The organism is Pseudomonas sp. FG86 (assembly GCF_057808775.1).
The window spans coordinates 28,415-41,534 of the sequence record NZ_JBMDIS010000014.1; the positions used below are offsets into that span (position 1 = coordinate 28,415).

6 protein-coding genes, 1 other RNA gene and 2 pseudogenes are annotated in these 13,120 nt (G+C 55.8%); 4 read left to right on the forward strand and 5 right to left on the reverse strand.

Going from position 1 to position 13,120, the window contains the following annotated elements; genetic code table 11:
- The first annotated feature begins 386 nt into the window (after positions 1-386).
- The 4 genes and pseudogenes from ACODSV_RS12015 to ACODSV_RS12030 all read left to right on the forward strand — a co-directional run bounded on the left by ACODSV_RS12015 (position 387) and on the right by ACODSV_RS12030 (position 8,075).
- A pseudogene (locus tag ACODSV_RS12015) lies at positions 387-1,633 on the forward strand (IS256 family transposase).
- A gap of 255 nt (positions 1,634-1,888) precedes the next feature.
- Positions 1,889-3,508, forward strand: a complete 1,620-nt coding sequence (locus ACODSV_RS12020) for a class I SAM-dependent DNA methyltransferase (protein ID WP_120248821.1) — start codon at positions 1,889-1,891, stop codon at positions 3,506-3,508.
- A gap of 2 nt (positions 3,509-3,510) precedes the next feature.
- Positions 3,511-4,740 (forward strand): restriction endonuclease subunit S, encoded by a 1,230-nt coding sequence (locus ACODSV_RS12025; protein ID WP_120248822.1) that lies wholly within the window; start codon positions 3,511-3,513, stop codon positions 4,738-4,740.
- A 137-nt stretch (positions 4,741-4,877) separates the two neighbouring features.
- Positions 4,878-8,075 (forward strand): type I restriction endonuclease subunit R, encoded by a 3,198-nt coding sequence (locus tag ACODSV_RS12030; protein ID WP_120248823.1) that lies wholly within the window; start codon positions 4,878-4,880, stop codon positions 8,073-8,075.
- Between the two features lie 516 nt (positions 8,076-8,591).
- On the opposite strand, the gene ACODSV_RS12035 is transcribed toward ACODSV_RS12030, so the two are convergent.
- From ACODSV_RS12035 to ACODSV_RS12055, 5 genes and pseudogenes are all read right to left on the reverse strand, one after another.
- Positions 8,592-8,879, reverse strand: coding sequence for a hypothetical protein (locus ACODSV_RS12035; RefSeq protein WP_120248824.1), 288 nt, complete (start codon positions 8,877-8,879; stop codon positions 8,592-8,594).
- A pseudogene (locus tag ACODSV_RS12040) lies at positions 8,876-9,855 on the reverse strand (integrase domain-containing protein). Before ACODSV_RS12040 ends, ACODSV_RS12035 begins: the two are co-directional and overlap by 4 nt.
- A gap of 955 nt (positions 9,856-10,810) precedes the next feature.
- Positions 10,811-12,067 carry an integrase domain-containing protein gene (locus ACODSV_RS12045; RefSeq protein WP_120248826.1) on the reverse strand — a complete coding sequence of 419 codons (1,257 nt, stop codon included), beginning with the start codon at positions 12,065-12,067 and terminating at the stop codon, positions 10,811-10,813.
- Positions 12,068-12,254: 187 nt separating this feature from the next.
- Positions 12,255-12,648, reverse strand: a transfer-messenger RNA (tmRNA) gene (gene ssrA, locus ACODSV_RS12050).
- A gap of 103 nt (positions 12,649-12,751) precedes the next feature.
- Positions 12,752-13,030 carry a hypothetical protein gene (locus ACODSV_RS12055; protein WP_024077460.1) on the reverse strand — a complete coding sequence of 93 codons (279 nt, stop codon included), beginning with the start codon at positions 13,028-13,030 and terminating at the stop codon, positions 12,752-12,754.
- Positions 13,031-13,120 lie beyond the last annotated feature (90 nt).

Genomic DNA, 13,120 nt, shown 5'->3' on the forward strand with positions numbered 1-13,120 from the left:
TTGGAGCCCGTTGCCATCGGTGAGGGCGTAGTCCTGGTCTTTTGGTTTGACTGCCTTGAGCGGCGATCGGAGGGGGCGTACATGAGAGGTAGTCCTTGACACCTTTTGGTATTCCCAGCATTTGCGCTGGGGAGTTGGGAGTACCGTTGGGAATACCAAATCGCCTGGAACTAAAAAACTTCTGCGGAGCCCAGTAGCGCTGAAACCCTTGATCATTTGGGCCGGGGTAATCTGAAACAAGTCGGTATCTATTTGTTTTCTTTGGTTAATAATCTATTGGTCAACTTGCTTGGAATACCAGTTGGAACGCTGAGTGGTCTAGATTCCGATGGAAGAGAGGGTTTCAGAAATTTTGTATTCGGGCATAACATGAGTGAGGTGCATGTATGCCAATCAAAGAGAAAACCTTGCTTGACCTGCCCAAAATCCCCAAAGAGCTGGTCGAGCTGTTCGGTGAAGCCCTGATGTCCGCAGGGGCTATTGAGGATGCCTCTGCGGCGTTCAAGAAGGCCCTGACCGAACGCTCGTTGAGGCCAGGGTATCCGCCAGGCGCGCAGCGCCCAGAGGATGAATCCAACAAGCGTAACGGCAAGAGTGGAAAGACGGCTTTGACGGGGATGGCCTGTTGCGGCTGGAAATCCCCCGCGATCGAGACGGAAGTTTTGCGCCCATTCTGATCCCCAAGCATGAGTGCCGTTACACCGTATTCGATGACAAATTCATCGCCATGTACGACCGTGGAATGACGGTCAGAGAGATCCGGGCATTTCTGTCCGAGCAGTACGGAACAGACGGTTCACCCGATTTCATCAGCTCTGTGACAGATGAGGTCATGGCAGAAATTGGCATGTGGCAACAGCGGCCACTGGAGCCGATGTGCCCGGTCATTTTCTTTGATGCATTACGGGTGAAAATCCGCGAAGAAGGTCTGGTGCGCAACAAGGCTATTTACCTGGCGCTGGGCGTTCTCCCCGACGTTACGCGCGATACCCTGGGCTTCTGGATCGAGAACACCGAGGGTACAAATTTCTGGATGAAGGTGTTCAACGACCTCAGGAAATGTGGCGTCGAGGATGTACTGATTGCTGTGACCGATGGGCTCAAAGGCGTGCCAGAGGCCCTTAGTGCAGTGTTTCCAGAAACGACACAGCAGACCTGCATTGTGAATCTGGTCGCAACATCCTGGACTATGCGGCGTGGGACAAGCGTCGAGAACTGGCCAAAGCGCTGAAACCAATTCACCGCGCCATCAATACAGAAGCGGCCAGGCATTGAATGAGTTTGAAAGCGGGCCTTGGGGCAAGCAGTGTCCAACGGTGTTGGCTGCTTGGAAACGCGCTTGGAGTCGAGTAATTCCATACTTTGTCTTCCCGCTGGCTATCGGGCAAGTGTTCTATGCCACCACGCCATCGAGAGCATCAATGCTCGGCTACGCAAGATCATCAAGACCCTGGGCCATTTCCTGAACGATGACGCCGCCTTCAAGCTGATATGGCTGGGGCTGCGAAACATCACGGTAAGCTGGGGCTCGGCGGCGCATGATTGGAAAAGTGTGATGAATCAATTTGCAATTCTGTACGGGGATCGGTTCATCGAGCCGAGCTGGGGAAAATCAGGGCCTTCCTGGCGGTAGGCCATTACCGGCCCGAACACAAAAAATCTGACGCTCCGGTGGTGACTTGGCCAGACGTATAAGAAGATCTTACCTGCCTCCTGAATTTAGCGTTTAATGCGCCACACACGTCGATGGCGTCTAAGCCTCGCAAGCTCGGGCAAGCAATTGAACAAGGCGAAAGGAACTGAACGTCCTACATTAGGACAATCACGTTCAGCCTCAGCAAGCCCGAGCACCATTCAACAGGCTGAACCAGATTGAGAAAGACTGACCATGCAATGGATCGCCCCATCCGAAAGAGACGCTACCGCCAACTCGCTTGAAAAACGCCTATGGGATGCCGCTGACCAATTTCGCGCCAACTCAGGCTTGAAAGCACAGGAATACTCCGGGCCTATCCTCGGCCTGATCTTCCTGCGCTTTGCAGAGGTCCGCTTTGCCTTGCTGCGAACTAAGCTTGACGCAGAAGGTGCTTCAACTCGCCGGGGTAGCCGGGTAGATGTACCAGAGGCCTACCATGCGGAAAGCACGCTGTACCTGAGCGAGGAAGCGCGCTTCGATCATCTGCTTACCCTGCCTGAGGCGTCGGACATCGGTGGTGCTGTCAACACAGCTATGCGCGAGATCGAGAAGCACAATCCCAAGCTCGCAGGCGTGCTGCCCAAGACCTATAACCTGTTCACCAGCACCTTACTCAAGGAGCTCTTGAAGAAGGTCTCCGAGATACCGGCCACCCTCGACTACGACGCCTTTGGCCGCATTTACGAATACTTCCTCGGTGCTTTCGCCATGAGCGAGGGCCAGGGCGGTGGCGAGTTCTATACCCCTAGCAGCATAGTGCGCCTGCTCACCGAAGTGATTGAACCCTTCCACGGCCGCATTCTCGACCCCGCCTGCGGATCGGGTGGTATGTTCGTACAGTCCGCGCGCTTTGTGGCCGAGCACCAGAAAAATCCCGCAGCCGAACTCTCCATCTGTGGTGTCGAGAAAACCGATGAAACTGGCCGCCTGTGCCGCCTTAACTTGGCAGTACACGGGCTGGAAGGCCAGATAAGCCATGGCGGCAACGTCAACAGTTACTACGATGACCCGCACAATGCCGTCGGCCAGTTCGACTTCGTACTGGCCAATCCGCCGTTCAACGTTAATGCCGTAGACAAAGAGCGCCTAGGTGACATGGTTGGTCCTGGTCGCCGCTTCCCCTTCGGCCTGCCGCGCACTGACAACGGCAACTACCTGTGGATTCAGCTGTTCTACTCGTCGCTGAATGCTCAAGGCCGCGCCGGCTTCGTAATGGCCAACTCGGCCTCCGATGCACGCTCCTCCGAGCAGGAAATGCGGCAGCAACTGATTGAAGCGCGTGCTGTTGATATAATGGTCGCCGTCGGCACCAATATGTTCTACACCGTCACTCTGCCCGTTACCTTGTGGTTCCTCGACAAGGGCAAGGCCGATACTTCGCGTGCCGATACGGTGCTGTTTATCGACGCCCGCCATATTTACCGCCAGATCGACCGCGCCCACCGCGACTGGACGGCCGCCCAGATCGGTTTTATCGCTAACCTTGTGCGCCTGTATCGCGGCGAAGCACTCGACCTCACCCTTGGCGGTGCGGATGCTGAAGCCAAGCTCAAAGAGACCTTCGGTGAGCAGCCCGCCTACGCCGACGTGCTGGGTCTGTGCAAGGCCGCCACCCTGCAAGAGATCGAAGCCCAGGGCTGGTCACTCAATGCCGGTCGTTACGTCGGCGTCGCGCCGGGCGAGGATGTGAGCGACGAGGACTTCAAGGAGCAGCTGGAAACCCTGAATGAGGAACTGGAATCGCTGAATGCTCAAGCGCGTGAGCTAGAACAAACCATTGCCACGAATGTGGCTGGCATTTTGGAGTCGTGATTATGGCGACCTGGCCCGTAAAGCGCATGGATGAGTTATGCGAGATCACCTCAAGTAAGCGCATCTTTGCAGCAGACTACGTTTCCGAAGGAGTTCCCTTTTATCGCGGGCGTGAAATCACCGAAAAGTACAAAGGAAACCTGGACGTCTCTACAGAACTATTCATTACAGAAGAAAAATTCAGGGAAATTGATCGTAAGTTTGGCGCACCTAGGCAAGGTGACTTACTGCTTACGTCGGTTGGAACTCTCGGCTCCGTTTATGTTGTAAAACCCAGCGATCGCTTTTACTTCAAAGATGGAAACCTGACTTGGTTTCGGAATTTCAAGGGGCTCAACAGCCAGTTCCTTTATTACTGGATTGGCTCGCCCCAAGGCAAAGCTGAGCTTAAGAAATGCACGATTGGTTCGTCGCAGTCGGCTTTCACTATCGTGCTGCTGAAGGGGATTGAGATTGAACTCCCACCACCCGCCGTCCAACAACGCATCGCAGACATTCTGTCTGCCTACGACGAACTCATCGAGAACAGCCAGCGGCGCATCAAGACTCTGGAGTCGATGGTCCGCGCCCTCTACCGCGAATGGTTCGTCCACTTCCGCTTCCCCGGCCACGAAAGCATTCCACGCATCACCTCCTCTCTCGGCGAGATTCCGCAGGGGTGGGAGGTGAGAAAGCTGGGCAACCTTGCCGAAGAAATGCGACGCAACGTGCGCAAAGGCAAGCTTGAAGAAGAACAGCCGTATGTTGGCCTTGAACACATACCGCGTCGGTCGCTTACACTGGATGCGTGGGAAGAAACAAATGAACTCGGCTCAAACAAACTTGAGTTCAAGAAAGGTGAGATTCTCTTCGGAAAAATTCGACCGTACTTTCATAAAGTAAGCATCGCCCCGTTCGACGGCCTGTGTTCAGCGGACACCATCGTCATTCGCGCACGGCAACTCGAATATTACGCAATCGTCGTTAGCTGCGTTTCAAGTGACGAGTTTGTCGCTCATGCAACAGCAACCTCAAATGGCTCGAAGATGCCGCGTGCAAATTGGCACGTGCTTGAAGAGTACCCTGTCGTCATACCCACGGTGGAAGTTGCCCGTCAATTTTCGGCAGTAATTGAGCCGTCGATTCGGCAAATGCAAGCGCTGGTTTTTCAAACCATCAACCTCCGCCGTACCCGCGACCTGCTACTACCGCGCCTGCTCTCCGGCCAGATCAACGTAGATCCCTCCGCATGAGCATGAAAAAGAGCCTGAGTAAGCTGGAGTGCGTGCCGTTATTGTCAAAGCCTACTGTGACAAGGCCTTCTCACCCCCACGACCCACTGCTACCGCGCTAGCCCTCTGGCTAGATTGACCTCAAGGACGACCGAGAAATGAGCGCTTACGCCTACAGTGAAGACCAACTCGTCGAGCAACCTGCCATCGGATTGTTTGCTGCTCTTGGCTGGCAGACGCTGTCGGCAATGGAAGAAACCTTCGGCGCCAGCGGCACTCTAGGGCGCGAAACCAAGAGCGAGGTCGTTCTGGCCGCCCGCCTGCGCGCGGCGCTGTGCAAGCTCAACCCAGCGCTGCAGGCTGAAGCCATCACCACCGCCATTGACGAGCTGACCCGCGACCGCTCCGCCATGCTTGCGGAAGCCGCCAATCGCGAGACCTATCTACTGCTCAAGGAAGGCATCACGGTGTCCGTGCCCGACCATGAACACGGCGGCCAGAAGATTGAGCGCTTGCGTGTAGTGGACTGGGAACAGCCGCAGAACAACGACTTTCTGCTGGTCAGCCAATTCAGCGTGACCGGCGCTCTCTATACCTGCCGTCCCGACTTAGTGGGCTTCGTCAATGGATTACCTTGGGTGGTGATCGAGCTGAAGAAGCCCGGAGTGCCTGCACGCGCTGCATTCGACGAGAATCTGACGCACTACAAACAGCAGATTCCTGGGCTGTTCTGGTTTAACGCATTGATGATTGCCTCCAACGGCACAGACAGCTTGGTCGGCTCGCTGACCGCCGACTGGGAACGCTGGGTTAGATGGAAGCGTATCGAGCACGAAGATGAGCCGCGCCGGGTGTCGCTGGAAGTGATGCTGCGGGGTACATGCGACCCTAGCCGCCTGCTGGATCTGGTCGAGAACTTCACCCTGTTTTCTGAACACAAGGCCGGACTGGTCAAGATTATCGGCCAGAACCACCAGTTCCTAGGGGTGAACAATGCCATAACCTCGATGCTGGAGGCACGCAAGCTGGGCCATGGTCGCGGCGGCGTGTTTTGGCAGACCCAGGGCAGCGGCAAGAGCTTCTCGATGGTGTTCTTCGCGCAAAAGGTGCTGCGCAAGCTGGTCGGCAACTGGACCTTCGTGGTCGTGACCGATCGGGTGGAGTTGGACGAGCAAATCGCCAAGACCTTCAAAGCTACGGGTGCAGTCAGTGAGGCAGAAGGCGATGAGTGCCATGCCGCCAGCGGCGCACATTTGCGCGAACTGCTGCGTGGCAACCACCGCTACGTGTTCACCTTGGTGCATAAGTTTCAGACGCCGGAACTGCTCTGTGACCGCTCTGACGTGATCGTGCTGACCGACGAGGCGCACCGCAGCCAATACGACACGTTGGCGCTGAACATGCGCTCTGCATTGCCCAAGGCGATGTTCCTGGCCTTTACCGGCACGCCGCTGATTGCCGGCGAAGAACGCACCAAAGAAATCTTCGGCGATTACGTTTCGATATACGACTTCCAGCAGTCCATCGAAGACGGCGCCACCGTGCCGCTGTTCTACGAGAACCGCACGCCAGAATTACAGCTTATTAACCCGGACCTGAACGAGGACATCTATCAACTGATCGAAGATGCCGAACTCGACCCAGACCAAGAAGCCAAGCTGGAGCGCGAGCTGGGCCGGCAATATCATCTGATCACCCGCGATGATCGACTGGACACTGTGGCTGCCGACATCGTGCGGCACTTCCTGGGTCGTGGCTTCGTTGGTAAGGCGATGGTGGTGTGCATTGATAAAGCCACTGCGCTGCGCATGTACGACAAGGTCAAGCAGTACTGGGCTGCTGAAACCGCGCAGGTGCAAAAAGAGCTGGGTGAACTCGCATACCAAGCACATAGCGGCGGAATGACCCCAGACCAGGCAAGACGCGATGTACGCGCAGCCGAACTGAAACAACGCTTAGAGGTACTGATCACGACAGACATGGCCCTGATTGTTTCACCAGGGCAAAACGAAATTCAGCAAATGCAGAGCTTAGGGCTGGATATCGAACCGCATCGCAAACGAATGTACGAGTCGAATCCGGGCTTGGATGAGAAGTTCAAGGACACCGAAGACCCGCTGCGCATAGCCTTCGTTTGTGCCATGTGGCTGACCGGTTTCGACGCACCAAGCTGCTCGACGATCTACCTCGACAAGCCGATGCGAAACCATTCTTTGATGCAGACCATTGCGCGTGCCAACCGAGTTTTCCCTGGCAAGCACAGTGGTGTCATCGTCGATTACGCCAATGTGTTCGCCTCCCTGGAAAAGGCGTTGGCCATCTACGGCGCGGGCAAAAATGGCAAGAAGCCGGTCAAAGACAAGCAGCAGCTGGTTGATGACTTGCGTAGGTCAGTGGCTGAAGCGACCACATTCTGCGCCGCTCATGGCGTGATATTGGATGAGATCGAGGCAACACCCGTTGGTGGCTTAGAGCGCTTGCAGTGCATCGCTGACGCAATGAACGAACTGATCTCACCTGACTCACTGCGGCGTGACTTCTTTGCGCATGAAAGGCTAGTCAGCACGCTGTACCAGGCAGTCAAACCTGATCCGTCTGCGCTGGAGTTTGCCAGTCGTGTTGCCTGCATATCGACGCTGGCCGAATGTATACGTACCAGTCTGAACCCGACCCCGCCTGACATTTCGCTGGTAATGAATAACATCAACGGCTTGCTGGATGGCTCAATCACCGGGCATGCCATCCGCGAGCAAGGGCCGCCGGCGCTGGATCTATCAAAGATCAACTTCGAAGCATTGGCCAAGCGTTTCAAGGAAGCCAAGCATAAGAACACCGACCTTGAGCAACTCAAGTCAGCGATTCGCGCCAAGCTTGAGAAAATGATCCAGCTGAACCGCACTCGCGCCGACTTTGCCGAGAAATTTGAAGCGCTGATTGAGAGCTACAACGCCGGCAGTCGCAGCATTGAAGAGCTTTATCAGGAGCTGTTAGACCTAACCAACAACTTGAATCAGGAGCAGGAACGGCATGTCCGCGAGAACGTAACCGAAGAGGAGCTGGTCATCTTCGACATCCTCACTCGTCCTGCACCAGACCTCAGCCCGGAAGAGCTTACTGCGGTCAAGAAGGCCGCCCGAGAACTGCTGGCCCGCCTCAAGGAATTGCTCGTTATCAACTGGCGACAGAAATCCACTGCACGCTCACAACTAAAGTTAGCCATTGAAGACGCACTGGACCTCGGCCTGCCCCGCGCCTATACGCCCGAACTCTACAACCTGAAGTGCTCAGCAGTGTTTGAGCATGTGTATGAGAGCTACCCGGAGCGAGGCTCAGGCGTCTATGCCTCGACGCATTAGATAATTCTATTTAGAGGACATTCCGTAATGCTGCATGTGCGGATCGGTGCGTGCAGTGTAAGCGTCCGGCGAACTCACCTTCCGAACTCTAGCTTTAAGGGCGATGGTGTCCGCGTATTTTAAGCGGACGCGATCACCCTTATCGTCAGGATTTCCAGGAGCAACGAAGCTCTTATCCGAAACCATTCAAAGCCCAGGTCGTTCAGGAATGCCGGTCGCTTTCACCGATTGTCGTGAAGGAATTCAGACGACTTGGGTTGAGATAGTCGAAGATGATCTAGTTTTTATAGGCGCCCGGCAAGACGCGAGACGTAACGTACGTGGTCGGGCCCACTTTGAGCAAGATTGTTTGCCGTCTTGGGGTGTCGGCAAACGTAGTGTTGGTCTAAGCTAGATGCAGTTCAATTGGGCATCAATTATTTTAACTATCGGCCATCCCGGTTTCTTTAGTTTGTCTTTCTGTCATTTGCCAGTGGCAGTCTCAGGTAGATGTGCTGAAAGTCCTGACAGCCATTATTAAATATTCCTTTCGCACTTGAATGTCCATGATTTTTCTAATCGACGAATGAGCATATTTATTGTCAGTAAGTAATAATACCGCGTTGCCTTACTGCGACGACCTAGGCGACGCCTGAGAAACCAAGCCACATGCTTTCTCTGCCAAGCCCAAGGTGTTTCGCGCTGCCAGCGTTCTGCAATTTCAGCTTGAATCAGCTTCGCCTGCCGCAAATGGCGTTGCCGGGTCGCATGCGAGCCGGTCAGCACGCCAGCCAAGAACAGCTCCATATCGAATGGCTTACTCATGTTCGCCCTCCAATGTAGGCCGCTACCACGTCGATCCGACCGTGCCCAAGCTCGTAACTGATTCGCCTCCGGGCCTCGCGATCAAGGTGCTGATCTAAATGACAGCATTGACCGCCGTTGATAGGCACGCGGTGTTGGGTGATTTGCTCATAACGCTCACATGCGTACGCCGCTCGTAGCTCATGGAAGCCTTTCAGGTTGTGTGCATGCAGGATGTCCCGCGCAGGGCGGATGAACTCTTGCAGGACATTCAGATAGGTTTGATGGGTGCGATCAGGTTGCGGCTACCCATAGGCGACACTTGCCTTGCAAACTCAATGGCACCTCGAACATTGTCGTTCGCCGCAATCCAACGTGGCGCCGAGGCACCGGCACGGGCGCCTTTGGTGCCGTCTTGGATATTGATCTTGTCGAAGACTTCAGCCTCACGACTTAGCCGTGGCAGGTCAGCCAAGATGGCCTCACGCAAGCGCATGCCGGTGGCTTGCGCCAACAGAATGATCGCGGTGGCCCGTAGCTGATGATGGCGGCAAAGCGCATCGACGATCTGCTTAACCTGTTCGCGGTCTTGGCCTTGCGGCACTGATTGTCGAACCCCGGTACGCTGCATACCTAACGCCTTGCTCGGGCTGGGCAACTTCACGCACTGATCACCGCGAAGCGCCGCCATGGTTCTGTTAACGCTGGATATCCGGTTTTGTGCAGTGCTGACGGCGAGCTCACCGCGCCCAACTACGTCGCGCAGATGCGCCGCATAGTCGGCCAACACCTTCAGATCAATCTGCCGCGCATCATTGATACCGGGCCCCAGTTCGGAACGGCACCATTTGACAAATGCCTGCCACCGATCACAGTGTGCTTTGACTGTGCCGTAATGGCCACCGCCGAACATATCTTTCAGGGCCTGCAATCCTGCATAGCTCAATTGCCTGCCGTAGCCGAAATTGCGGCCATCGCGTCTCCCCACCAATGCCATGTCGGTCACCTCATCGCCTGTTCTCCGATCTTCGCCCCACGTCATCCCGCCAAGAATGTTGAGTGTTATCAGGGATCAAGGCCCCTGCGGCCTGTGAGGGTTGTCCGCTAACGCGGGACTGACGGCTCCTTACGGCCGGGAGCTTGGGCATTTCATGATCTGGCCTCCTGAACACTTCCGAGGAAGTGGGCGGGTGGAGGCTGCGTTGGCTGACGAGACCGACGCCGCGAGATCCTGAGTTGGGTGAGGCAGCTATGCGATGACCGGGGCATGCCTGACTGTCAGTCAGATGCAGTCCATTCCGTGGGCTGCGGCACCATCATCTGCATCGCTGTTGCTGGTGACTTCGGTGTTTGTCACGCCGATTGTCACGAGGGGAAATGCCGCAAAGCCTTGTACGAGTTGGGCTGCAGCAGCGGTAGGGGCGCCCGTCTCTTTCCGGAAGAAAGAGACGGGCGCAGGTTGGCGCAATGAAATGGCCAAGCGGATAGGTTGCTGCAGGGCAGCGAAGTAGGAAGTGTCGTCTGGCGTACGAGGGCCATGATCTGAAGTAGGCATCCATCACCGGGGAGGTGACCGGGCGAGCTGCCGGACGCGAATCGCCTTTTGGGGGGAACCACCGCGAGAGCGGCGTGACCTTAAAGGTTCGGGCCACCTGGGTTGCTGTCATCGACAGCTCTTGCACGGCCAGTTTTACGCCTGTGGATAAACCCGGTCAAGGTTCGAAATTCAGCGCCACTTTTGACTTGAAGAACGCTTATCCACCGGTGGAATTCCGTAGTAAATCCTGGACAACGTGGTCGCTTTGAGCTCTTCAAAGTAAGGTCCTTCCAAACAGGGCGGCTTTGCAGCCCTGTTTGGAAGGACCCGTGCTGAGAAGCGGATAAGCGAGGCTGCTTGCCCCGAATCTTGAGCGCTCAGTTGCTGTCGCCGCCGTTATTGCGCCTGTACAGCGCTAGCGGATCGGCACCACGTTCTTGTCTCTGACTTGGCCGTATGCAGAGGCGAGCATGCTGCCGGTCGCGGCTTTCTGGATGTACTCACTCCACCAAGCCATCATCGGGCGCCGGCGCTCGATGTAGTCGGCTCGGTTGTAGGCGCTCCGCACCTCATCCTTATCGACGTGCGCCAGTGCCACTTCGATGAGCTCCGGGTCCCACCCATGTTCATTCAAGATGGTGCTGGCCATCGAGCGCATGCCGTGGCTGACTAACCGATCCTGGAACCCCATGCGTTTTAACGCCATGTTGGCGGTTTGGCTATTGGCATGGGTGCGCGGATTTCTATCGGCCGGGAAGACGTATTCGCGATGGCCGCTGTGAGCCTTCAGTGACTCCAGCAGTGCGACAGCGTGATCACTCAACGGGATGCTGTGTGGGCGGCGCTTCTTCATCCGCTCTGCTGGGATTGTCCAGACACGCCTTTCAAAGTCGATGTCTGCCCAGCGAGTAGTTGCCGCCTCGGCAGGGCGAGTCATCGTGTGCAATTGCCATTCGATCAGGCAGCGGGTCGTGCGTTTGATGCTGGCGTTTGCGATCTCCATCATGAGTTCGGGGAGTTCTTCGGGCGGAAGCGCAGCCATATTCTCTTTCTTGGGCTTCTTGAATACAGCCCTGATGCCGCTGAGCGGGTTGGAGAAGATCAGGCCGGAGTTTACGCCGTAGGTCATGATCTCGTTTAGCCGCTGGCTAAGACGTTTGACCGTCTCCAGGCTGCCTTTCGCTTCGATTGGGCGAAGCAATGCGATCACCATCGGCGCGGTGATCTTCGCGAGTGGTGTCGTCTTCAAATCGGGAAACACGTGCAGTGAGAGCGACCGCCAGATGTCTTCGGCGTAGGCCGGGGTGACCGAGTCCTTCTTAAGCTCGAACCAGGCGGTGGCCACGTTCTCGAAGGTGTGTTCCGTTTCTGCGCGCTTGGCCTCATTCAACGTATTGCGCTGTACTTTTGGATCGATGCCTCGGGCGAGCAACTCGCGGGCTTCGACTGCCTTCTTTCGTGCGTTCGCCAGTGACAGTTCGGGGTAGGTCCCGAAGCCGATGTTGATGCGCTTCTTGGTGACCGGTTCGCGGTAGTTGAAATTCCACAGCAACGAACCGTTGCTGCGTACTCGGAGCTGCAAACCGTCACCGTCAGTAAGGACGTAATCCTTGGACGCGGGTTTGACTCCCTTGAGCTGTCGATCGGAGAGACGGAGGTTTTGAGCAGGCATGAGATTCTCCTCAGGCACTGATTCGGTATTCCAAAGATTAGCACCGGATGTGATGGAATACCCTCTGGAATACCCGAATGGCTGGAACTCAAAAACTCTCAAAAGACCGCAAAAGCGCTGGAAACCGCGTATTTACTGGCTCGCAGGCACAAAAAAAGACGTCCGTGGACGTCTTTGTTTGATCATTTGGTGGAGCCGGGGGGATTTGAACCCCCGTCCGCCAGTACTCCGCTGTCGGTACTACATGCGTAGCCGTGTCTATTAAGTTAACCCTCAGCGACCCGACGGGCAGGGTGCTTTGGGCGAGTTGTGTAAGTTTTAGCCGCTTCGTCCACAACGTACTGCACGGCGATTCTGTTCTATATGACAATCACTTTGGGTTTACAGACATCCCCTGATGATTGCTGGACCCGAAGGTACCAGGAGGGAAGGGCTAAGGCTGCTTACGCAGCGAGAGCGTATTCCCCGTAGGTTTCGTCATTGGCAACTATAGAAAGTTGCAACAGTGGATTTACGAGTTCTGTTACCAACTCGGCATGCACCTAAAGTTTCGCGACCGGCGTCGAATCCTAAACGGCCCCGTGCTTGTAACTCGTTGTTTCTTAGTGAGTGACAAGCCTGTGCAGTGTACGTCAAACGGTCACAGAAGGCCAACCCGAAGGTTGGTCTTGAGCATCCGATGGACTATTTGCCGCCTTTGTCGCTGTCTTGCAGGTCCTGCAACGCTTTGGAGGTGATTTCGATGCATCTTTTGTCATCACCTGCCGCGTGGGCTGCCTTGGCCTGGGACACGGCGGTATCGATCTCGCCGCTTTTGCCACTGGTGTCGGTGGCTAGCAGCGCTTTGCCGTTGTTGATTTTGTCCAGGTTGATCTTGCACAGGTCGGGCTCGCCGGCTGCGAAAACAGGTGACGCCAGCATCGCAGCAGTAATGAACAAGCCAGCAAGAGCGGAACGCTTCATAGGGTATCTCCTTGCGAAATAGGGCTCGACGCTGCTGGCCGTCATGGGCTGCCAGCGACATCACTGATGAGCCTCGGTCGCCGAGGCCTA